This window comes from Gemmata palustris (assembly GCF_017939745.1).
In the GTDB taxonomy this organism is placed as follows: Bacteria; Planctomycetota; Planctomycetia; order Gemmatales; family Gemmataceae; genus Gemmata; species Gemmata palustris.
Map to the genome: position 1 here is coordinate 3,282,334 of NZ_JAGKQQ010000001.1, position 19,989 is coordinate 3,302,322.

Below are 19,989 nucleotides of genomic sequence, written 5' to 3' on the forward strand. Positions count from 1 at the left end.
CCACGAACCACCGCAGCCGGGGCGCGGGTAACAGCCTCACCCGCGGCCCCGGCACTTTTCGATCCCGTTATGATGGAGGTACTTCAACGTGTCCCAGCGCGCCGTCAGTAACCGCTGCAACCACCCGCGCGTGCTCCTGTGCGTCGACCCCAACGACACAGAAATCTGGCGCTGCCCGATCTGCACGGGCGCGAGCCCGCGCCCTGGGTGCCGCCCCGGTTCGGGCAGCGCAGGTCGTTCCGCGAGCGCCCGTGCCACGATTCCGAGGACGACCCGGTGTTCGAGAACGCGGTCCGCGCGCTCGAAGATGCGTTCCAGGACTGAATGCGAGCTGCCAAGTCGCGGGCCAACGACGTTACAAACTTCAACATTCTGACTTTTGACCGCTCACAAGTGAACCCGCAATTCGCGTTCTGCTAATAGGCGGTCCGATGCACCGAAGCCCCGGACCGAATAACGGTTCGGGCCGAGATCGAATCCGCGTTGGGAGGGCACACCCGTGAACGAGCGCGCGCGTTCCTGACCGCGATCCGCGAGCAGCCCGGCGACGACACCCGCGCCTGGTGTTCGCCGACTGGCTGGACGAAAACGCCGAGACCGACCGCGACCGCGCGACCGCGGAGTTCATCCGGGTCTCGTGCCTGGGGCGCAACACCGCGTCGGGGTTCATGCCCCGGCAGGCCTACCAGTGGTTGGGCGCGGAGCCCGAACACGCGCACGCGCCCGGGCGCGCGGAACTGGATGCGGCTGGTGCCGACGGTTCTGGCGCGGCACGTGGACCGCGTGGTGCCCGGTGGTGCGTGGGCCCGGCCCCGGGGGAACCCGCGTGCGACGACGTGCGCTGGGTGCGCTGGGGCGCGTGGTGTACCTCACGATCCGGCTGCCCGTGAGCGCGGAGCCGGTGAACGCCCCGGGCGAGCTGCGGTGGTACGCGATGGCCCTCACGTTCACGCGCGGCGTGCTGAAAGCGCCGCCGTGTCCGGGCACTCCGCGGCCTACCAACTGGCTACCGCGCTGGCGGTGGACCAGCCCATGAGCCGGCTGGTCCCGAAGCAGCAGCGCGCGAACCCTGGGATCTGGCACGCGCGGCGTGAGGGCACAGGGGCATGGTTTTATGTAGGGTGGGTCAAGGCTTTGCGCAGGCCCACCATCGGGTCTTCGGCCCGCCGGTTGGGGCGCGGGGTGCGTTCGCGCGAAAAGCGGGTGTGGTGGGCCTGCGCAAAGCCTTGACCCACCCTACGAAAGGCCCACCATCGGGTCTTCGGCCCGCCGGTTGGGGCGCGGGGGTGCGTTCGCGCGCAAGCGGGTGTGGTGGGCCTGCGCAAAGCCTTGACCCACCCTACAAAAGGCCCACCATCGGGTCTTCGGCCCGCCGGTTGGGGCGCGGGGGTGCGTTCGCGCGCAAGCGGGCCATCCAACAACGCACAATCCCCGGCAAACCTCCGCGCCCGACCCGGGCGAGGCGCCGCACACACGATTCCCCGCACGAGGATCACGAATGGTCGCCCCTCAGTCCGCGCCCGAGTTCCGGGCCGGTCAGCGCGTGCGCCTACGGGTCGGGTTCCTGGCGTGGCCCGCCGACCCCGGCGCGGTCTACGCGCACGCTGGCCGCACGCACGCGCTGGCAACCAGCACGCTCCCAACTTTTCTCACCTGCGCGGACCCCCTCGTGTTCGTCGCCTATCGGTCCGAGAAACCGGGCGGGGCGGTGGTGCGCGACGAGCACGGGGACGCCTGGAACGTGCCCGAAGACTACCTCGCGCCGCGCACCCGGAACTGATTCACGGAGAACCGGAGTTTGACATCCGCGATTACCAACGCCTGGCACGCGCGCGCGGACGACCTCGCGCGCTGGGCCGCGCTGCGCCTCGTGAACCGTACCGACCGCTGCGGCGGGTGCTGGGACAATAACGGAACCGTGCGCCGGACCACCCGCCCCGCGACCGGCCCCACGCCCGGGTTCGTGGGCCACAAGCTGCTCGCCCGGCACTTCCGCGCGAGCGAGACCAAGCACGTCATCGGGCTGCACGCGCTGGGCGCGGACGGGCGCGGGAAGTGGGTCGGCATCGACATCGACGCCCACCCCGGCGCCCCCACCGACCCCGCCGACCCTGCGGCCAACGAGCGGTTCGCCCTGGCGACCTACGAAGACTTGCGCGCCCTCGGCTTCGCCCCCCTCCTCTGCGAATCCAACGGCACGGGCGGGTACCACCTGCGCGCGCTGTTCGCGGACCCGGTGGAGGGGGCGGTCCTGTTCGCGTTCGGGCGCTGGCTCATTCGCCGCGCCGGGGAGTTCGGATTCACCAAACCACCAGAAGTCTTTCCCAAACAGGCCACAATTGATGATTCGACCAAATTCGGGAACTGGCTCCGGGTCATCGGGCGGCACCACGCGCGCGACTTCTGGCCGCGCGTCTGGTCCGGCGCCGCCTGGCTCGAAGGCGCCCCCGCCGTCGAGCACGTGCTCGCGCTCGCGGGGGACTCCCCTGCCCTCGTCCCCACTGAGGCCCGGACCTACATCCCGGACCTGGCGGCCCCCGGGAGGCCCAGAACCCAGGTGTCCACCGGGAACGTGTTCGCGTCGTACAACCGTTCTCAGACAATGGAATCGCTGGCCGACCTGCTCCAGCGCCACCACTGGCAACCGGCGGGCCGGCGCGGGCCGCGCTGGGACTTCCGCCGGCCCAACAAGACCGGCGACAAGAGCGGGAACCTGATGCTCGTGTCGGGCGTGCCGATCTTCTACGGGTTCACCGACGCGGCCGGCATCCCGGACCACCGGGGCCTGAACCCGAGCCAGCTCCGCGCCGCACTGGAGCACGCCAACAACTTCGCCGCGCTCGCCGACCAGCTCCGCGCCGAAGGATTCGCCCCCCTCCGGCGCGCGGCGGGCGGCGCGAGAGAACAACACCGGCCCGAGGCACGTGTCACGGAAGGAACGGACCCGCCCGAGCCCGGCGAACCCGCGGCACCCGATTCACAAGACCCGGTCAACGAAGACTTCCTCGACCCGCACCGGTTGGGGCGGTTGCTGGTTCCGCGCGCGGGGGATCTGCCCACGCTGGTCTACCACCGGGCCGAGTGGTGGACGTGGAAGAACGGGCGCTACGTCACGATTACCGACGACGATTTCGACAAGCGCGCGTGGACGCTCTTGCGCGAGGAGTTCGAGGCGGATCACCGCGCCGCGGTCACCAGTTGGGAAGCGGGCGGGCGCCAGAACGCGCGCCCCACGGTGGTGAAACTGGAAAGCCGAAAGGTGGGCAACGCGGTCCACGCGGCGGCGTCCATGTGCCACCTGTCCGGGGACGCCACCTGGCCCACGATGCTCGTACCCGACGAACCCCGGCCCGAGCGCATCCCCAGGTTGCGCCCGGCCGCGACCCAGCGCGAGTATATCGCTTGCGCGAACGGATTGATCGACGTGGCCGAACTTCTCGCGAGCGGGACCACGACCGTTTCGCCGGCCACGCCCCTGTACTACACGCCGTCGGCGCTGCCGGTCCCGTTCGAGCCCGGCGCGCGGTGCCCGAAGTTCGATGCGTTCCTCGCGCGCGTCACCGACGGCGACCCCGAGCGCCAAGCCGTGCTGCAAGAAATGGCCGGCTACCTGTTGCGCTTCGATTCGCGCTTCCAGACGTTCTTCGTGCTCAACGGCGAGGGCGCCAACGGCAAGAGCACGTTCCTGGCGGCGCTCCGGGCGCTGGTGGGCGATTGGAACTACTCCTCTGTTCCGCTGGAGGAGTTCGGCGAGCGGTTCGCGCTGGCCGGGACGCTGGGAAAACTGGTGAACGCGGTGGCCGAGGTGGGCGAAATGGACAAGGTCGCGGAGGCGAAACTGAAGAGCTTCGTGGCCGGCGACCTCATGAGCTTCGACCGCAAGAACAAGCTGCCGCTCTACGCGCGCCCCACGGCCCGACTGCTCCTCTCCACGAACACCCTCCCCCGGTTCTCGGACCGCACCGAGGGGGTCTGGCGGCGCTACCAGCTCATCCCGTTCACCGCGGTGATTACCGAGGCCGAGCGCGTGCGCGGGATGACCGAGCCGGAGTGGTGGGTCGCGTCCGGCGAGTTGCCCGGCATCCTGAACTGGGCTCTGGCGGGCCTGTGTCGGCTGCACCGCCAGGGGCACTTCACGGCGTCCCGGGTGTGCGAAGCGGCGAAGGCCGAGCACCGCGAACTGTGCAACCCGCACCGCCAGTTCCTCGACGAGCACGCGCGGGCCGCGCCCGGCGCGCAACTGAAGACGGCCGAGCTGTTCGCGGCCTATGTGGAGTGGTGCCGCCAGCGCCGCTACATGGCCCTGTCCGACGGGAACTTCGGCCTGGAACTGCGCAAGGTGTTCCGCGCGGTGGGGAAGGTGCGCGTGCGCGGGGGCAACGAGCGCTACAACGTGTACCAGGGGGTGACGTGGGCCGACGGGCGCCCGGACTCGCTCCTCGTGGATTACGACCGGCGCCGGCGCGACACCCCGGGCTGGTCACCGGGCGGGGAGGCGGGGGATTAGAGGCACTCCCTGGTACACAGGGCTTCCGCCCTGTGCTACGAACGCCGGCCCCTCCGGGGCGGAAAGGCATTGGCCTTCGCCGTCGTACCAAGATAGGCGATACGGGCGGTCGATGGTTTTCGGTCTTCGCCCCGGAGGGGCCGTCGTTCGTAGCACAGGGCGGGAGCCCTGTGTACCAGGGAGCAAAGACCAATACCCGCAACGCCTTTCCGCCCCGGAGGGGCCGGCGTTTGTAGCACAGGGCGGAAGCCCTGTGCGCTCCCACTATGCGCCCCGCTTCTGGGGATGCATCCCAAACAACAATCTCGGTTATTGACTCAATCCTAAACAATTTTCTTTTTGCTACTACACAGGAGTATTGTTCATTGCACGGCGGGGGTGGTCCCGCCGGAAACCTCCGAGGAGGGCTTACGATGACTCGTTTTCTGATCGCAGTGGCGGCGGCGGTGGTCGGGGTCGGGACCGCGTGCGGGGGCGGCCCGCCCCCGATGTACGTGGTGGCCGACAAGGTGACCGTGGAGGCGGACCGCGTGACGATCCACGGCACCTTCATCCGGCTGAAGGAGGGCAAGGGGAACGAGTACGGCGCGCCGGTCGAGGGCGTCGTGTGCCTGGGTCTCAGCGAGATGCAGGGTGACGACTGCCGGGCCGAGTGGACCCAATGGGCGAAGGCCGCTGGGACCGGCCGGGCCATCTCGGTCGGGATGTGCGGCGCGGGCGGTACCCTGCTGACGGTGAAGATCCACGGGCCGGGCGCCCAGCCCAAGGCCGCGGACGCCGAGTACGCCCCCGGCCACCTCGGGAAAGTGACATCGAAACAGGAATGGGCCGAGGAGCCCCCGGTGAAGGCGCTGCTCGCGTTCGTGAAGGAGAAGAAGAGCGCCCGGACGACGCAGAAATAGGCTTCGGCCCGCGCCCCTTTCTAATAGGGGGCGCATGGTCTCGGGAACGGCGGTTACTTCTTATCGAGGGATATGGACTTCAGCACGCTCGTTCGATGGGTGGAGACCGTGGTCTTGATGCAACCGATGCCGGGGGCGTACCAGTGTTTCTCCGGTACCCGCTTAATCTCGGCGCCGTTGTCCATGCCAAAGACGTCTAAAAACTCCTGGACAACCGGGACCGCCATGAAGCGGCCCGCGGGAACCTCGACCCACTCGGGCTTCCCGACCGTGTGCCGGAACTTTTGTTCCGCCTCCTGCATCACGGTCGTTGTTTCCCATTGTTCACCGGGTTTCAGTGGCAACTTGAGGAGCCACATGGGGGGATCGACCTTACACCCGCCGTACTCGACGAGCGCGACCCCGCGGTCCGAGACGCGGACCTTTTCCCGGATGACGGCCACCTGCTCTTTAATAACGAACCCCATGCTTACCACATGCCCCTCGGCCTGCCTGTCGACATCGGTGACGACCATGACCGTCGCTTCCGGCTCCATGCGATCATACTTGTGGTCCCATGCGAATCGGATTCCCGGCGTGTGGGCGTGATAGAGTGCCTCCTTCGGCACCAGATGCTTGGGCACCGGTGCGGCCGACCCAACAGAGAGGATCAGAACGACGACTGCGGGAACCATGAGCACTCGGGACACGGCCGGCCCTCCCCTGGTATGCGACGCGCGCGGCCACAGGGTAGCGTTCGCACCGGCGCCCCGTCCAGAGCATCCGCCCCCGGGACCGCGGTTGTCCACCCCTGGCCATAGCGCAAATATGCGCTATGGCCAGCGCAAGTCCTTACGCCGCAACGACCGGTCACACCGGCCACCCCGGTCACACCCTTTCTATGGCGGCAAACACCGCGATAGAAAATAGGTAACCGGCCACTCGAGTCACTTTTTCTCCAGTTTGCCGACGAGCTCGTCCACCAGCGCGTCCAGTTTCTCGTCGCTGTGCCCCGCGTACCGGATCACCCCCTCGGCGTCCAGCACGTAGATCATGGGCCACCCCTGAACGTTCCAGCACTTGGTGATCGGACCGTCCGGGCGCTCGGCCGCGTCCCAGAACGAGGGCCAGGTCATCTCGTTCTTCTGCACCGTTTCCTTCGCCTTCTCCCGCTTCTCGTCCCCGTTGATCCCGACGAGCGCGAACGGCTTGCCCTTCATCCGCTCCACCAGCTTCTTCTCGTGGGGCACCATCCGCATGCACGGCCCGCACCACGCCGCCCAGAACACCACCACCGTCACCTTCCCGCGCGAGCGCTGAGCTTGAACTTGGTGCCGTCGATGGCCTCGCCCGCGATGTCCGGTGCCACCTTACCCACCTGAAGGGACGAGACGTTCTTCAGCCCGGCGAGTTCCGCCTTGGCGTGCGCCGCGACGGTGCCCGTGCCGCCCACCACCGGGGCGTCCATGTACTTCATGGCCGTCGTAAGAAACTTCTCGGCGCGGGCCTCCATGTCCTTGCGCTGCTCGTCGGTCAGTTTCTTCCCGAACCCGAGGCTCTCGTCCCCGTCCTGGGTGATGCGCCACTTGGCCTGCCACCCGAGGGCCAGCGCCGCCTGCCCGCGCACCGCGGGAACCGGGCTCTTCTCGCTCATCTCCTCCACGAACTTGCGCCCGTGGTCCCGGCTGTCCTGCACCATGCCCAGGAACACCTTCCCGAGTTCCGGGCGCGCGAGGTGGTGCTTCCGTAGTAGTTCGCCCATCTCAACCGTTTCAACACTGCTGCCACTCAGCACCGCGGCAATCACGTCGAACGCTTCCGGCAGCGCCCCGGACTTGTCCAGGGCGGCCAGGGCCTCCTTTCGCCACGCCTGCCGTGCCTCGCGGTACTTTTCGTTCGCCTTGCGAACCCCTTCATTCGTGCGGTCCGCGCGCAGCTCTTTCATGAATGTTGCTTCGATGTCTTCGTGCTGTTTCGTCAGCAATTTGAGTTGTTCCGCGGGTGTTGGCTGTTTCGGAGCGTCGTCCGCATAAGTGACCGTTGCGAACAGGAACAGAAGTGCGCACGCGCGAATCATGTATTTTCCTCTTGTATTGAGGGCAACGCCGGGAACCACGCGCCCAGTATCTGCTCCCCGCGATCAGCAGACCAGTGGGTTTCCCGGAATGGTGGTCGGTGCGCAGCAGAGATTTCCAAAAGGGTGTGACCGGGGTGGCCGGTGTGACCGGTCGTTGCGCCACAACGACTTGCGCCGGCCATAGCGCATATTTGCGCTATGGCCAGGGGTGGACAACCTCTGCGGGCCGAGCGCCAGAAGCAAACGAAACCGAACCCGTTGGCACGTTCTGCCATCCGACTGTATGCACCGCCCCGATACTTGTCACCAGAGGACCCCCGACCCGTGCCAGACGCCTCCGTTCCAACGGTTCGACTCGGGAACCTGACGTACCACCTGCCCTTCGCCGGGTTGCTCCGGCCCCTCAGCCCCCTGGAACTGACGGAACTGCGGACCAGCATCACGCGGCACAACAAGGTGCTGAACCGCGCCGTGACCTACGACAGCGCCGCCTGGGGCACGCGGTGCGTCATCGACGGCGCGAACCGGCTCCAGATCGCCGCGGAACTGGACCTGGACGTACCCGTGCAGCACCGCGGGGCCATGTCCGACGAGGACGCCCGCGCCGAGTGCCTGGACCTGAACCTCGCGCGCCGGCACCTCACGGTGGAGGAACTGGAGGCGGCGCGCTCCGGGCGGATTCTGCGGGTGGTGGCGGCGAAAGAAGAGGGCCGGAGCACGCGCGCGATCGCCCGGTCCGAGGGCGTGAGCCAAACGCAGGTCCGGCGCGACCTGGCGGACGCCGAAGAGATCGTCGCACCGGAGCCTGAAACGCCCGTTTCACACGACCATCAGAACGTTATCGCGCCGGACCCCGCGCGCCCCCTGGCAGTGATGCAGCGCTCGTTCCGCCAGATCGCGTGCTTCAACAAGTCGTCGAAGTCCGGCGCGGCGCAACTCGCCGGCGCGCTGCCCGAGCTGCTCGCCGGTCCGTTCGGTCCGCACTTGGCGCGGATCGCCGCGCGCCACGGCGTCCCCCTGGTCGAAGACCGGTGGCCCGCACTGGAGGTACTCGTCGCCGTTATCAGCGACCTCGCCGCCGAAGCCGCCCAGGGCTGGGAGTAGTGGGAGAAGGAAAAAGGAAAAAGGAAAAACTAAGAATAAGGCGAAAGCAAAGAAGCGAAGGAAAGGGAAAAGCAGAATGTGAATGTCGAGAGGCATACCGGAGCGAGCGATGCGGCACCCGGCGACGAGAAAGCCCTTGCGCGTTTCCACGCAAGGGCTCTTGACCGACTTACGGCGCTACTTGTCCTTCTTCTCGCGCTTGCCCTCGATATCGAATTCCTGCTTCTCGCCCCCGATTTCCGCCGCGGCCTTCCCCTTGAACTTGTCCTTCTCGATCGTCAGCTTGAAATCGAGGGGGATCTCCATGTCCATGAACTTCCGCACGGCGGCGAACGTGAGCGTACCGTCCTTCAGCTTCACGTCCTTGAGCTTCTCGTCCTTCTGGTCCGGCCAGCTCATCGTCCCGACGAATTTGTTCCCGTCCTTCTTGATGGTCAGGGTGGACGTGCGCTTCATCCCGCCGATCTCGTACTCGCACTGCCACGTCCCGACCGGGTTCGCCTTCTCGTCCCGCGCGCCCGCCGCGCCACACAGCCCGAGCACCATCGCTGCCGAAAGAATGGCCTTCATGTGAGCCTCCGAGAAGTGCGGACGGGAGCCGTTCGATGCGAACCGTGCCCGGCCGCTGTCGCTGATTGTAGAGACGCGACGACCACAGCGCAGCAGAAGCTGCACGAACCACGGCGCCGGTCCTCACTCCCCGAACTTCCCCCGCCCGGACTTCTGGGGCGACTCGTGCTCCACTCCGAAGAACTGGAGCATCTTGTACTCACCCAGTGCCCCGTAGATGGTGAACAGCGCCCCAAGACCTCCCATCAGCACGGCGTCCTGGTAACGCCCCTCCCGCGCCACCATCACCGCGACGAGCAGCATGGGCACGCCCACCAGAAGCCCCAGCGATCGGAACACCACGCTTCTCATGTCCGCCCTCGTGTTCGGTTCCTCCCCGCGCGCTCTTCGGCATTGTCCGATTTTGATGGGGGGAAGCGAGCCCAACAACGAAGAGGCCGGAGCGACGACGCGGGCGGATGGCCCGGGGGCCGGAATTGCCGATAGAATCGCTATCGGAGGGCACCCGATGACCGAAGCGGAATGGCTGCACCATACGACGGACCTGGCAGCACTGGTCGGCCGTCTCGATGACCGACGCGGGGCCAGTCGGCGGAAGTGCGCACTCCTCGTTGTCGCCTTCTGCCGCCGGCTCTGGCATCTTCTAGCCGATGATCGCAGCCGAGTCGGTGTCGAATACACCGAGGCGCTTGCGGATGACCCTGAAGGAACCGATCGGCACTGGCCTCGATCATATCCGCGCTCAGCCCCGGAGAATGCTTGCTACGAGGCGCCAGATGCGCCCTTCGGACCGCTCCAAGCAGCTGCCCATCTGGCTTACGAGGTTTCTGGTTTTCTCCTCTGGGGGGCAGGCGATCCGGAAAGAGCTCTCGAACTCTCCGAACTTGGACGCCTCACGGTTGCGGCGGATCGAGGCGGCGTGTCGGGCTCTCCGGATCAAGAGGTCACTGCCCATTGTGTCTTAGTTCGCGACATCTTCGGCAACCCGTTCCGCCCCGTCTTTGTTAACCCCGAGTGGCGCACCTCCACCGTCCTCGCCCTCGCGCAGCAGATGTACGACTCCCGTGACTTCAGCGCGATGCCGATCCTGGCGGACGCCCTCGAAGGCGCCGGGTGCGCAGACGAAGCGATGCTGGCGCACTGCCGGGGGCCGGGGCCGCACGTGCGCGGGTGTTTTTGCGTCGATGCGATTTTGGGGAAAACGTAGTTGCGGCCCGGCGGCGGGTTAGAGTCAGATCAAGGCCCGACGGGTGCCGCGCAACGAAAGCGATTCTCACCGGCGCGCGTGCCGAGTTAGGCCCCACAATGCTCTGTTGAAACCATTCGATTAGAGATGCCGAAATCCCAGGAGATTCACCGAATCCCCCCGCGGAAACCCTGTCGAATCGGATGATTTCAATATGGCAACATTATCTCACCAGTGAATGTAATGTCACCCCTATCACTTCTACGCTTTGTCTTGTTGTTGCCGAAACCGATCATTTCGCAGTTACAGGCTATCGAGATCGCGACACAAGAGGCAAGGCAATTGGGTTGGCTCATCGGAGTCGGCAATCCAATCGCAATGGAGGGATTGCGTTCGTGGACGATACTAATCAACGGATATATGGTGAGTTCGCCGTACATCGTTATCAATAATCAAGATGGGACCGTACAGAAGCGAGCTTGGCTGCCTCGATAGGCATTCGCGAGAGTCGATGGCAGTGCGCGGCGGATTTGCTCTACCGGTGGTGAGCTTCGGAATCGAACGCGTCAGCCCCACAACAAAACAACCCGGCGCATCATGGCCGCTCCAAAAGAAATCGTCTTCATGAGCCAGTCGCGGGCCGAAGCTTATGACCCGAGGCCGACGGACGCGATCATATCCATAACGGACCGCGATAAACCGCCGGCCGATCTCTATCGGGGCTGGTGCGCCGAGCTGAGAATCAGTTTCGACGATGTGAACCCAATTGAATTCCCGGTTGATCCCGACGAAGGGTTACTAGAGATACAAGAAGAGCAAATTCAGCAGATAGCGACCTTTGTCCTTTCACTACCCGAAAATTGCGAAACCGTGGCCGTTCATTGTCGATTCGGCCAATCTCGATCGGCGGGTGTCGCCAGGGCCGTGTGTCACCACTTTGGTCTATATTTCCCACCGGACTACGACTGCTTCAACAACTTTGTATTCACCCGAGTTCGAGACGCATTGCGATCAAAAAGCGGGGCCGAACTCGGCGCGGCACCGAACCCCTCTTGAACAGAGCCCCTGGCGTCGGCCGCGACGGAGCAGCCGCGCAGCCCATAAAAGCGGGCTTGCGTAAAGTCCGCATCCTATCTACACGGCCCGCGTCGAATCCGCTCCCCCATCGGAGGCCGACGTGAAGAGCCGCTACCTAATCGCCGCGTGTACCGTTCTGCTGGCCGCGGTCGGGATCACCATCGCCCAACCGGAAACCCGCACCCGCCCGGTTGCGCCGCCGGACCTCGTGCCGGTGGACCGGCCGGCGCCCGCGCCCACCGCTGTGGGACCGACCCTGCCGTTCCCGAATCCCCCTGTTGTCAACGCACCTGCCGCGCCCACAACTTCAGCGGCCAAAGAGGTCAAGCCCGAAGACCTCACCATCGACCAGTTGCTCGACGCGGTGGAAAAGTTCGAATCGCAGAAGGCCGAGCTGGAGAAAAAGCAACGGGCTTTCGTTAAAGTGCTGCACCTCAAAGCGGCGTTGCAGAAGCAGCGCATCGACAGCTTGCCCGGGAGCCAGCCGGTCGCACCGCCTTACGCGGTGAGCGAACCGCCGCCCTCCAGTATTCCGACCTCCAATTCGCCCCTGGACCCGTTCTCCATTCCGGCCAAGCCGCAGCGCTGAGAGTCCGCCCGCTGGGGCCGCGAGTCGATCGCGGCCTTATTCGCCTTATTTGACAATCCCGATGCGGCCGCTTGGGGAACCCGGCGACCGTTCTCATTACTCGCACCGGAGCAGAACGGCTCTCTGCCCATCGGGTTCCCGTCTACCGAGATTGTGTTTGGCCTCCGTTTTGCATTAAGTGTTTTCGGACAGACATCTTGGGTGTCATTTGGAGAACACCTATGCACGACATAAACTCAGCCATCTCTGGCTTCATCGCACATAACAACGCGAACCCTCTGCCACCGACAGCTCCGACGCGCGAGTACCTCGAAGCCCTACGGTCTCACCTCGACGCGATTCTCCCGGAGTGGCGGGAGCGGGCGTTCGCAGACGGATCGAGCCGGAGTGTGGGGATTGAAATCGAGTTCCGCTTGACGTGCGGGCGGAAGGTGCGAGGGGCGCTCGTTCAACGCCCCAGCCCGGTACGGAAAGGAAAACGTAACTGATCGCTTTCAACCCACGCGCATCAATGCAGGGCATTTTTCCTGACACGAAAAGCCGAGTTTCGCCCCGGGCTCATTTTTAGCCCGTCCTCGGAACGAGTCGTATTCTACGGTTTGCATGCCCGTCACTCCGCGGAGGCGCACTGCGTGTCTGTTCAGAACCGGCGAGGGTCTGTTCGCTTCGTGCCCGGCACTTCTACGTCCTGTTACACCGAGTCCGGCGGTGAGGGGGTGCTGTGGGACATCTCCGCCACGGGCCTGAGCATGCTGGTCGATACGCCCCCGCTGCTCGGGGTGACACTGACGGTAGAGGTGACGTCCGCGTGGCGCGTACTGACCGTCAATGCTCAAGTGGCTCACGTTAAGCAGGTGGCGGCTGGGGATTACTTCGTCGGGATGGAGTTCGCCTCTCCGCTCGCGCTGGAACAGATCGAACCGTTCGTCACCCCAACGATGGCGTAGGGCTTATACAAGCGGGCCACGGCCCTTCTGCGTATCACGTTTCACTGCGTCGCGCGACTCAGCTCGACCCGACTTCTACCGCCCCCAGTTCCTCGGGCTCGGCTCCCACGGCCAGCGCGTATCAATTTGCTAGGAACCCTAGCATTTCGCAGTTGGTGCCATGAAGAGCGCGTGTAACACAGCCACTTTCTCGCGGAATGCACGAAAACCCAGGGGATTTAATACGCGATCTCCGCGGCCAGCACCTTCAGGAACTCGTCCAGTCCCGCCATGTCGCCGCGGACCAGCCCGAGCTTCGAGCCGTCCCGGAACCGCAGCTCGTACCCCCGGTTCGACGTCCCCATCATCCGGTCCGCCAGCGCGTTCTCGAGCGGCCCCATCGCGTTCGAGTTCAGCGGCTTCACGGCCACGATGTCGCGGACCCGGTGCGTGACGATCTTCCGCGTCAGGAGCCGGCGGGCGCGGAGCACGCCGTTGTCCAGTTCCACCCACTGAACGCTCGATGACATGGCCCACGCCATGATGACCGCGAACCCGATCGCGCCCGGGGCCATGTACATGCTCACGTTCAGCGGAGCGAAGATGGCGACAAACACGGCAACGACTAGCGGGCCGATGAGGAACAGCGCGGAGCACCCGAGGGCCATCACGACGAAGACGGGGCGGAGGCGGATGGTGGGCGGAGAAGCGGGCATCGGCGGGGTCCGTGTGCTGTCGGGCCGGGTTCGGGCCGCGGGTTCAATAGCCCGTTTGTGAAGGCTCCGGCACCCGGGACAGATGGGCGCGGCCGTACCGAGATTCTACCACACCCGCGCGGGTTCGCGCGCCCGGGGTTCGGCCGTCACCGGCAGCCCAGCGGACGGGCGTCCGCGGTCCCGGGGTAAGGTGCGCGCGAGCGCCCGCTGTCATCGGCCGATATCGCGCCGGCGGGCGGCCCGGGCAACGGATCGCCGGGGGACCAAAATGTTAGCAAATGTTATCCCCCGCGCCGCAGCGTCCCAGGAATTGTGCCCGCGCGGGTTCCCCCGGGGCGCGGGTCATGTTACCCGAGGGTGCGCAATGTTAGCCTCCGCGCCGCAGTTCCCGGCCCGCGTGGGTTCCCCCGGGTCGCGGAACGCACACCCCAGGGGAACACGGGGACACGCGGCGAACCGCACCCGCCCTCGACTCCGGCGCCGCGCTCGGTTACGCTGTGTAGCGTTTCTCACCGGAGGCCAACGGATGGTTCGTTCGCTCGTCGCGCTGCTGGTGGTTACCGCGCTCATCGGCCTCGCGCCCGCCGCGCCCGTGCCCAAGCACCTGATGCCCGAAGAACCCCTCTACCACCCCGTGAAGAAGGGCACGCGCTGGGTGTACACGGACAACGACATCGAGCGCGTGTACGAGATCGCGGACGTGAAGCCGGCCAAGCACGGCGGCTCGATCGTGACCGTCGAAGCCGTGACCAATACGGGCCGGGTGCTGGAAGAGAAACTGGAGGTCTCGCCCCGCGGGTTGGTCCGGCTCGAGCACCTGGGGGCGCCGGCCGCCTCCCCGGTGCGCCTGCTCCGGTGCCCGGTGCAGGCCGACAAGGAGTGGCCGTTCCGCACCGATCGCGCCGTCCCCAACGGCCCCTACATCCAGGGAACCATGACGGCCACGGGGCCGGAGGACGTGACCGTGCCCGCCGGAACATTCTCCGCAATCCGCGTCGAATTGAAGGCGACCCTATTTATGGGCGACACTCCCGTTAGTGACATTAACGTCACGTCCTGGTACGCGCCCAACGTTGGCACCGTAAAGTACACGAGCACCGGGGGGTTCAAGAGAGAGCTGAAGTCATTCACACCGGGGAAAGGGTGATTCGCTCCGTTTCGCCTGCACACGCTCTCTTGGGGAGATCACGGATGGTTCGCTCGCTCGTCGCTTTGTTTGTGGTTGCCGCGCTCATTAGCCTCGCGCCCGCCGCACCTGTGCCGAAGCACTTGACCCCCAAAGAGACGCTCTATCACGGCGTGCAGAAGGGCTCGCGCTGGGTGTACGCGGACACGGGCGCCGAGGTCGTGTTCGAGGCGACGGACGCGCGCCCGGACAAGCGGGGCGGATCGGTCGTGACCATCGACCGCGTGGAGAACGGGAAGAAAACGCTGGCCCAGAAGCTCGACGTCTCGCCGCGCGGGATCTTCCTGATCGAGGGGCCCGAGGGCACTCGCAAGCCCCCGACGTGCCTGCTCCAGTGCCCGGTGCAGGCGGACACGAAATGGTCGATCGAGTACACCGGCCGCCCCAACGACACCAACATCTACCGGGCCACGTTGAAGATCACGGGCACCGAGGACGTGACCGTACCGGCCGGGAAGTACGCGGCGGTCCGCGTCGAGGCGAAGATCAGCGCGTTCGCGGGGGATAAACCCGTTTACGAATCTAACAGCACCACTTGGTACGCGCCCGGCATCGGCGTCGTCAAGCAAGAGGGCCGGGGGTGGACGAAGGAGCTGAAGTCGTTCACGCCGGGGAAAGACTGATACCACTCCCGTTGCGCCCGCACATTCTTTCGGGGAGATCACGGATGATTCGCTCGCTCGCCGCGCTGCTGGTGGTTACCGCACTCATCGGCCTCGCGCCCGCCGCGCCCGTGCCCGCGCACCTGATGCCCAAGGAGCCGCTCTACTACGCCACCCAAAAGGGCACGCGCTGGGTGTACGTGAATCAGAACGTCGAGTCCGTGTACGAAGCAACGGACGTGAAGCCGACCAAACAGGGCGGATCGATCGTGACCATCGAACTCGTACACGACGGGAAGAAGACGCCGAACCAGAAGCTGGACGTGTCGCCGCGCGGGATCTTTCGGATCGAAGTAAACGGAAACGCGCGCGGCCAGCCGATGTGCCTGCTCCGGTGCCCCGCGGAACTCGATAAGGAATGGCCGTTCCACCTGAATAACGGCGGGGTGTTCGTTCACCGGGGAACAATGAAGGTCACGGGGACCGAGGACGTGACCGTGCCCGCCGGGAAGTTCCCGGCGGTCCGCGTCGCGGAGCGGATGGCTGCGTACATGGGCGAGCAGTGGATCGGGACCGAGGACTACACGTCCTGGTACGCGCCCGACGTCGGCCTCGTGAAGCAGACGAGCCCCGGGGGGTTCAAGAAAGAGCTGAAGTCGTTCAAGCCGGGGAACGGGTGATCCGCTCCTCCTGTACCCGCACACTTTCCGGGAGGTCACCAATGGTTCGCCCGCTCGCCGCGCTGCTGGTGGTTGTCGCACTCATCGGCCTCGCACCCGCCGCGCCCGTGCCCAAGCACATGATGCCGAAAGGCCCACAGTTCAACTACCCCACGGCTCTCGGGACGAAGTGGGTCTACGTGATCGAAGGCGGGGGCGAACACACCCGGGTCATCACTCGCGTCGAAGAGAAGAACGGGGCCAAATTCGTGACGATCGACTGGAGCGCACCCGCCGGGCGCAAGCCCGACCAATCGGTCCACGTCGTTACCAAAGACGGTGTCTACATTCACGCCGAAAGTGGCCAAGCATACGACCCGCCCCTCCTCTACTTCAAGCTCCCCTACCGCGCCGGGGACTCGTGGAAGAGCACATTCGCCCGTCCCGGGCTCAAAGTCAGCACACAAACGACCGCAGGTCCGGTAGAAAAAATCAAAGTGCCCGCGGGCGAATTCAGTGCCGTGCGCGTCGACGTAGAAATGAGCTTCAATGGCCAAGGGAAACAAACGAGGGCGCGGTGGCTCGCGAACGGCATCGGCATGGTGAAGGCCGAGAAGAGCTGCGTCCTGAAGTCGTTCACGCTCGGGAAAGACTGATCCGCTCCTCCTGTGCCCGCACACGCTGCTCTGGGAGATCACGGATGGTTCGCCTACTCGTTGTACTGCTGGCGGTTGTCGCGCTCATCGGCCTCGCACCTGCCGCGCCCGTACCGAAGCACCTGCTGCCCAAAGACGGGCCGCTCTACCACCCCGTGCAAAAGGGCACGCGCTGGGTGTACCTGGATAACGGCGCGGAGTACCACTACGAGCTAACGGCCGCGGACCCGACGGCGTCCGGCACCACCGTCGTTACCATCTCCCAGATGAAGAACGGGGAACCGACGCCGTACCGGAAAGTAGAGGTCTCGGAGCGCGGCCTGCTCTGGACCGAAACGGTCGGGATCGCGTTCGACACCCCGGCGTGCCTGCTCCGGTGCCCGGTGCAGCCGGGCGACGCCTGGGCGTATTCCTTGTCCCGTCCCAACACAGCGCTGGCACGGGCGAAGGGCACCATGAAGGTGCCCGGGACCGAAACCGTGGAAGTACCCGCCGGGAAGTTCGCCGCGGTCCGCGTGGACGAGAAGCGGGCGGTCCTCGCACCCGGCTTGCCGGACACCAACCTCGAGTTGACGAGCTGGTACGCGCCCAACGTCGGGCAGGTGAAGTGGGTGTGCGGGAAGCGAGAGCGGGTGCTGAAGTCGTTCACACCGGCCAAAGACTGACCCGGCGCTGTCGCCCCTCGGTTCCCGCGCCCGGCCCGTTCCGCAACGCGCTGGAGCACGAGCCCGAGGCCCGCGCCGAAGTAGTCACTTCCAGAACTGCCACCAGCGCCGGTTGGGATCGCGCCGGCTCTCCCGGATTTGCTCCGCAGTGATGCCACCCAGCGCCGTCGTAAAGAAGCACCCGCGCAAGGAATCCGGGCCGTGCTGGTCCATCTTCTTGGTGGCAGCAGCATTGATCGAACTGCGCGCCACCGTAGCCATGAACGTCTCCTGACTAACCGGGCGCAATTCAAGTGGCATATTGAGGACGCTCTCGGCCCACGCGACCGCGGCCGTGAAGTAGTGCTCTTCCGTCAAGGTGAAAATCACCATTCTTCCTCGTGCGTTGCTCACGGCATAGTAGGGGATAAACTCGGTGAGCCCCAATCGTCTGAAAAGTGGCCAGGCAAGAGCTTCCGGAACCAATCGAACGAGCAACTCCGCGTCCACCGCGCCGACGCCCTCGCTCACCAGTAGCCTCACGATCTCGTCGTTCGAGACCGATGGTTGCGCCCCAACAATATCAACGACGCGCAGCGCACGGGCCAGCGCGAGCGCGTGGTCCGGCGGGTAAAGGCGCGTGCCCATTCTCGATGCACCCTCAACGCGATTGTGAACAATGCCCGCGATACCAGCCCATCGGCCGATCACGAACGCCAATCGTACCCGATCGCGCTGGCCTTTAACCACAGCGCGGAGGATACTGAGCGCGGGGAGCGCAACCAGCACGTTCGGCGCCAGCCTTGGGGATCAGGCATGAAGACGCACGCGGCACACGTGTTCACAGGATTCGCGATCTTGTGGGGCACGGCCGTAACCGGGGCGCCCCTACTCGCGCAAGACAAAGAGGCCGAAGAAGAGAAACTGTGGAAGGCGCGCCCGCCCCAAAAGCAGGCGGCCGCGTACCGCGAGCAGTTCGAGAAGGTCGGGCGCGCGGGCCTCCCGGCACTCATGAAGGACAAGGATACGAGCCTCGCGCTCCAGGCCGCATGGGAGGCGCACAAGAAGATCATCGACCGCACCAAGCCGGTCCCGTTTCAGGAAGACGAGACCTACGATCCCAACGAACTGAAGAAGTTCCTCGAGTTCCTCAAAGAGCGGACGAAAGCACCCGTCCCGGACTGGTGGGCCAAAGGGGTTCTGGATCTCGATGTCATGAAGGGCCGCGCCCATATGTACATCCACTCCAGAATTAAACCAGATCTAAAGGAAGTAAAAATAAGTGACAGGACGTGGTACATTCGAGAGGGATCATCATTAGCGCTAAATGATGACACCTGGTCATACAAATTCAGCGATGTAACCCTGCTGTTCCCGAAGGCGTTCCTGCTCAACTCGAGGCCCAACGCGCTTACGGACCTCACCGCAGAGAAAATAACGTGCCTCGCGACGTACCCTGTCCATTCGGGCGGGTTCCGTTCGAGGGTTGCCGGGTTCGAGAAAAAGAGCGGGACACTTGTCTGGGACGCGCCGGTCTGGGCCGTCGACCGGCGCGTAATAATCGGTCCCGGCGCGGCTCACCGGGTCGAACTGACAACGAAAGGCGAGACGGTGTTCGTGTTTGGTGCCGAGATATGGGGCTTGTACGCAGAAGGATTCGACCTCACGACCGGGAAGAATCAGTTCCGGTTCTGCACCTCCTATTGGGGCAACTTTTCCGAGAAATGGGACGTGAAGTAGCGCCCCGCCACTCGTAACGGGACGGCTTGCTCTTCCCGCAGGTCCGGTTCCGTGTCACCACTTCGCCGAATTCCGGTAATCTCCCCGCGCATGTGCGGTAACTATTCCAGAGCGCGTATTTCGCAGGCGAAGAGCAAACCAACGGAGGCCGGAATGACCGGGTCGGTTCTGGTGTCGGTGCATGTCGGGGGGCCGCAAACGCTGGGCACGGAGGGGGCCGCGGACCCGGCCGAGCGCCCGTGGGTAACCGGCTTCATCAAGGCACCGGTGGCCGGGCCGGTCGCGGTCGGGCGCACCAACCTGAGTGGCGACGGGCAGGCCGATCTCGTGAACCACGGCGGGCCGGACAAAGCCGTCTGCGTGTACCCCGAAGCCCACTACCCCCACTGGCGCGCGGACCTGGAACTGCCCGATCTCGTACCCGGCGCGTTCGGTGAAAACTTCACCGTCGTCGGGCTGGCCGAGCCGGACGTGTGCATCGGGGACGTGTGGGCCGTCGGCGGCGCGGTGTTTCAGGTGTCGCAGCCGCGCCAGCCGTGCTGGAAGCTGGCCCGCCGGTGGCGCGTGAAGGACCTCGCATTGCGCGTCCAACAAACCGGCTTCACCGGGTGGTACTTCCGGGTGCTTCAAGAGGGCGTCGTGGAGGCGGGCCAACCGCTGGCACTGGTGGAACGGCCGGAACCGAACTGGAGCGTCGAGCGCGCCAACCGGGTGATGCACCACCTGAAGTCGGACTACGCCCTGGCCGCGGAGCTGGCCGCCGTGTCGCTCCTGTCCGCGAGCCGGAAGGCCACGCTGCGGACCCGCGCCGAAAAGCACACCCACCCGGACGCCGGCAAGCGCCTCAACGACCCACAGGCGGGCTGAGG

Annotated in this window: 25 protein-coding genes; 18 read left to right on the plus strand and 7 right to left on the minus strand. The window is 65.4% G+C overall.

Translation table 11 applies throughout. The features are described 5' to 3' along the window. Nucleotides 1-138 precede the first annotated feature (138 nt). From J8F10_RS13350 to J8F10_RS13375, 6 genes are all read left to right on the plus strand, one after another. Complete coding sequence (locus J8F10_RS13350) at nucleotides 139-324, plus strand: hypothetical protein (protein ID WP_210654292.1); 186 nt, start codon at nucleotides 139-141, stop codon at nucleotides 322-324. Between the two features lie 239 nt (nucleotides 325-563). Further along, nucleotides 564-890, plus strand: a complete 327-nt coding sequence (locus tag J8F10_RS40810; protein WP_210654293.1) for a hypothetical protein — start codon at nucleotides 564-566, stop codon at nucleotides 888-890. Further along, nucleotides 827-1,036, plus strand: coding sequence for a hypothetical protein (locus J8F10_RS13360; protein ID WP_210662341.1), 210 nt, complete (start codon nucleotides 827-829; stop codon nucleotides 1,034-1,036). The genes J8F10_RS40810 and J8F10_RS13360 overlap by 64 nt, the downstream gene beginning before the upstream one ends. 462 nt (nucleotides 1,037-1,498) lie before the next feature. Further along, the gene (locus J8F10_RS13365; protein WP_210654294.1) at nucleotides 1,499-1,780 is read left to right on the plus strand and encodes a hypothetical protein; all 282 of its coding nucleotides are present in this window, start codon (nucleotides 1,499-1,501) and stop codon (nucleotides 1,778-1,780) included. Nucleotides 1,781-1,798: 18 nt separating this feature from the next. After that, nucleotides 1,799-4,507 carry a DNA primase family protein gene (locus J8F10_RS13370; RefSeq protein WP_210654295.1) on the plus strand — a complete coding sequence of 903 codons (2,709 nt, stop codon included), beginning with the start codon at nucleotides 1,799-1,801 and terminating at the stop codon, nucleotides 4,505-4,507. 413 nt (nucleotides 4,508-4,920) lie between these two features. Beyond that, entirely contained in the window at nucleotides 4,921-5,409 is a 489-nt protein-coding gene (locus J8F10_RS13375) for a hypothetical protein (protein ID WP_210654296.1), read from the plus strand. A 53-nt stretch (nucleotides 5,410-5,462) separates the two neighbouring features. On the opposite strand, the gene J8F10_RS13380 is transcribed toward J8F10_RS13375, so the two are convergent. The 3 genes from J8F10_RS13380 to J8F10_RS13390 form a co-directional block, all read right to left on the minus strand. Further along, nucleotides 5,463-6,098, minus strand: a complete 636-nt coding sequence (locus J8F10_RS13380; protein ID WP_210654297.1) for a hypothetical protein — start codon at nucleotides 6,096-6,098, stop codon at nucleotides 5,463-5,465. Between the two features lie 237 nt (nucleotides 6,099-6,335). Beyond that, the gene (locus J8F10_RS13385) at nucleotides 6,336-6,683 is read right to left on the minus strand and encodes a TlpA family protein disulfide reductase (protein ID WP_210654298.1); all 348 of its coding nucleotides are present in this window, start codon (nucleotides 6,681-6,683) and stop codon (nucleotides 6,336-6,338) included. A 2-nt stretch (nucleotides 6,684-6,685) separates the two neighbouring features. After that, on the minus strand, nucleotides 6,686-7,465 hold the full coding sequence (locus tag J8F10_RS13390) for a hypothetical protein (protein WP_210654299.1): 780 nt from the start codon (nucleotides 7,463-7,465) through the stop codon (nucleotides 6,686-6,688). Nucleotides 7,466-7,789: 324 nt separating this feature from the next. Here J8F10_RS13390 and J8F10_RS13395 point away from each other — a divergent pair, with 324 nt between their 5' ends. Further along, nucleotides 7,790-8,569 (plus strand): hypothetical protein, encoded by a 780-nt coding sequence (locus tag J8F10_RS13395; protein ID WP_210654300.1) that lies wholly within the window; start codon nucleotides 7,790-7,792, stop codon nucleotides 8,567-8,569. A 177-nt stretch (nucleotides 8,570-8,746) separates the two neighbouring features. On the opposite strand, the gene J8F10_RS13400 is transcribed toward J8F10_RS13395, so the two are convergent. After that, the gene (locus J8F10_RS13400) at nucleotides 8,747-9,139 is read right to left on the minus strand and encodes a hypothetical protein (RefSeq protein ID WP_210654301.1); all 393 of its coding nucleotides are present in this window, start codon (nucleotides 9,137-9,139) and stop codon (nucleotides 8,747-8,749) included. Nucleotides 9,140-9,262: 123 nt separating this feature from the next. Then, nucleotides 9,263-9,490 (minus strand): hypothetical protein, encoded by a 228-nt coding sequence (locus tag J8F10_RS13405; RefSeq protein WP_210654302.1) that lies wholly within the window; start codon nucleotides 9,488-9,490, stop codon nucleotides 9,263-9,265. 157 nt (nucleotides 9,491-9,647) lie between these two features. Here J8F10_RS13405 and J8F10_RS38835 point away from each other — a divergent pair, with 157 nt between their 5' ends. From J8F10_RS38835 to J8F10_RS13425, 4 genes are all read left to right on the plus strand, one after another. After that, nucleotides 9,648-10,346, plus strand: a complete 699-nt coding sequence (locus J8F10_RS38835; RefSeq protein ID WP_246523282.1) for a hypothetical protein — start codon at nucleotides 9,648-9,650, stop codon at nucleotides 10,344-10,346. 576 nt (nucleotides 10,347-10,922) lie between these two features. Then, on the plus strand, nucleotides 10,923-11,381 hold the full coding sequence (locus tag J8F10_RS13415; protein WP_210654303.1) for a dual specificity protein phosphatase family protein: 459 nt from the start codon (nucleotides 10,923-10,925) through the stop codon (nucleotides 11,379-11,381). 121 nt (nucleotides 11,382-11,502) lie between these two features. Next, the gene (locus J8F10_RS13420) at nucleotides 11,503-11,991 is read left to right on the plus strand and encodes a hypothetical protein (RefSeq protein ID WP_210654304.1); all 489 of its coding nucleotides are present in this window, start codon (nucleotides 11,503-11,505) and stop codon (nucleotides 11,989-11,991) included. A gap of 632 nt (nucleotides 11,992-12,623) precedes the next feature. Continuing rightward, nucleotides 12,624-12,938, plus strand: a complete 315-nt coding sequence (locus J8F10_RS13425; RefSeq protein WP_315854111.1) for a PilZ domain-containing protein — start codon at nucleotides 12,624-12,626, stop codon at nucleotides 12,936-12,938. 218 nt (nucleotides 12,939-13,156) lie between these two features. Here J8F10_RS13425 and J8F10_RS13430 read toward each other — a convergent pair whose 3' ends face one another. Next, complete coding sequence (locus J8F10_RS13430) at nucleotides 13,157-13,633, minus strand: hypothetical protein (RefSeq protein ID WP_210654306.1); 477 nt, start codon at nucleotides 13,631-13,633, stop codon at nucleotides 13,157-13,159. Nucleotides 13,634-14,159: 526 nt separating this feature from the next. Here J8F10_RS13430 and J8F10_RS13435 point away from each other — a divergent pair. From J8F10_RS13435 to J8F10_RS13455, 5 genes are read left to right on the plus strand one after another with little or no spacing between them, the layout of a single operon-like run. Next, nucleotides 14,160-14,780: a TapB family protein gene (locus J8F10_RS13435; RefSeq protein WP_210654307.1), complete on the plus strand. Its 621-nt coding sequence runs from the start codon at nucleotides 14,160-14,162 to the stop codon at nucleotides 14,778-14,780. Nucleotides 14,781-14,824: 44 nt separating this feature from the next. Next, nucleotides 14,825-15,442 carry a TapB family protein gene (locus J8F10_RS13440; protein WP_210654308.1) on the plus strand — a complete coding sequence of 206 codons (618 nt, stop codon included), beginning with the start codon at nucleotides 14,825-14,827 and terminating at the stop codon, nucleotides 15,440-15,442. Nucleotides 15,443-15,486: 44 nt separating this feature from the next. Next, nucleotides 15,487-16,101 carry a TapB family protein gene (locus J8F10_RS13445; RefSeq protein WP_210654309.1) on the plus strand — a complete coding sequence of 205 codons (615 nt, stop codon included), beginning with the start codon at nucleotides 15,487-15,489 and terminating at the stop codon, nucleotides 16,099-16,101. A gap of 41 nt (nucleotides 16,102-16,142) precedes the next feature. Beyond that, the gene (locus J8F10_RS13450) at nucleotides 16,143-16,736 is read left to right on the plus strand and encodes a TapB family protein (protein WP_210654310.1); all 594 of its coding nucleotides are present in this window, start codon (nucleotides 16,143-16,145) and stop codon (nucleotides 16,734-16,736) included. Between the two features lie 44 nt (nucleotides 16,737-16,780). Further along, a complete protein-coding gene (locus J8F10_RS13455; RefSeq protein ID WP_210654311.1) occupies nucleotides 16,781-17,401 on the plus strand; it encodes a TapB family protein in 621 nt (206 codons plus the stop codon). Between the two features lie 84 nt (nucleotides 17,402-17,485). Here the strand turns inward: J8F10_RS13455 and J8F10_RS13460 are convergent, their stop codons facing one another. After that, nucleotides 17,486-18,028: a hypothetical protein gene (locus tag J8F10_RS13460; protein ID WP_210654312.1), complete on the minus strand. Its 543-nt coding sequence runs from the start codon at nucleotides 18,026-18,028 to the stop codon at nucleotides 17,486-17,488. Nucleotides 18,029-18,196: 168 nt separating this feature from the next. Here J8F10_RS13460 and J8F10_RS13465 point away from each other — a divergent pair, with 168 nt between their 5' ends. Then, entirely contained in the window at nucleotides 18,197-19,120 is a 924-nt protein-coding gene (locus J8F10_RS13465; protein ID WP_210654313.1) for a hypothetical protein, read from the plus strand. Between the two features lie 153 nt (nucleotides 19,121-19,273). Next, complete coding sequence (locus tag J8F10_RS13470) at nucleotides 19,274-19,987, plus strand: MOSC domain-containing protein (protein WP_210654314.1); 714 nt, start codon at nucleotides 19,274-19,276, stop codon at nucleotides 19,985-19,987. The last annotated feature ends 2 nt before the right edge of the window (nucleotides 19,988-19,989 follow it).

Excerpts from the sequence above, each read along its gene's own strand:
- J8F10_RS13365 (WP_210654294.1), top strand. The coding sequence starts at position 1,499 with ATGGTCGCCCCTCAGTCCGCGCCCGAGTTCCGGGCCGGTCAGCGCGTG.
- J8F10_RS13375 (WP_210654296.1), top strand. The coding sequence starts at position 4,921 with ATGACTCGTTTTCTGATCGCAGTGGCGGCGGCGGTGGTCGGGGTCGGG.
- J8F10_RS13390 (WP_210654299.1), bottom strand. The coding sequence starts at position 7,465 with ATGATTCGCGCGTGCGCACTTCTGTTCCTGTTCGCAACGGTCACTTAT.
- J8F10_RS13400 (WP_210654301.1), bottom strand. The coding sequence starts at position 9,139 with ATGAAGGCCATTCTTTCGGCAGCGATGGTGCTCGGGCTGTGTGGCGCG.
- J8F10_RS13405 (WP_210654302.1), bottom strand. The coding sequence starts at position 9,490 with ATGAGAAGCGTGGTGTTCCGATCGCTGGGGCTTCTGGTGGGCGTGCCC.
- J8F10_RS38835 (WP_246523282.1), top strand. The coding sequence starts at position 9,648 with ATGACCGAAGCGGAATGGCTGCACCATACGACGGACCTGGCAGCACTG.
- J8F10_RS13415 (WP_210654303.1), top strand. The coding sequence starts at position 10,923 with ATGGCCGCTCCAAAAGAAATCGTCTTCATGAGCCAGTCGCGGGCCGAA.
- J8F10_RS13430 (WP_210654306.1), bottom strand. The coding sequence starts at position 13,633 with ATGCCCGCTTCTCCGCCCACCATCCGCCTCCGCCCCGTCTTCGTCGTG.
- J8F10_RS13435 (WP_210654307.1), top strand. The coding sequence starts at position 14,160 with ATGGTTCGTTCGCTCGTCGCGCTGCTGGTGGTTACCGCGCTCATCGGC.
- J8F10_RS13440 (WP_210654308.1), top strand. The coding sequence starts at position 14,825 with ATGGTTCGCTCGCTCGTCGCTTTGTTTGTGGTTGCCGCGCTCATTAGC.
- J8F10_RS13445 (WP_210654309.1), top strand. The coding sequence starts at position 15,487 with ATGATTCGCTCGCTCGCCGCGCTGCTGGTGGTTACCGCACTCATCGGC.
- J8F10_RS13450 (WP_210654310.1), top strand. The coding sequence starts at position 16,143 with ATGGTTCGCCCGCTCGCCGCGCTGCTGGTGGTTGTCGCACTCATCGGC.
- J8F10_RS13455 (WP_210654311.1), top strand. The coding sequence starts at position 16,781 with ATGGTTCGCCTACTCGTTGTACTGCTGGCGGTTGTCGCGCTCATCGGC.
- J8F10_RS13460 (WP_210654312.1), bottom strand. The coding sequence starts at position 18,028 with ATGGGCACGCGCCTTTACCCGCCGGACCACGCGCTCGCGCTGGCCCGT.
- J8F10_RS13465 (WP_210654313.1), top strand. The coding sequence starts at position 18,197 with ATGAAGACGCACGCGGCACACGTGTTCACAGGATTCGCGATCTTGTGG.
- J8F10_RS13470 (WP_210654314.1), top strand. The coding sequence starts at position 19,274 with ATGACCGGGTCGGTTCTGGTGTCGGTGCATGTCGGGGGGCCGCAAACG.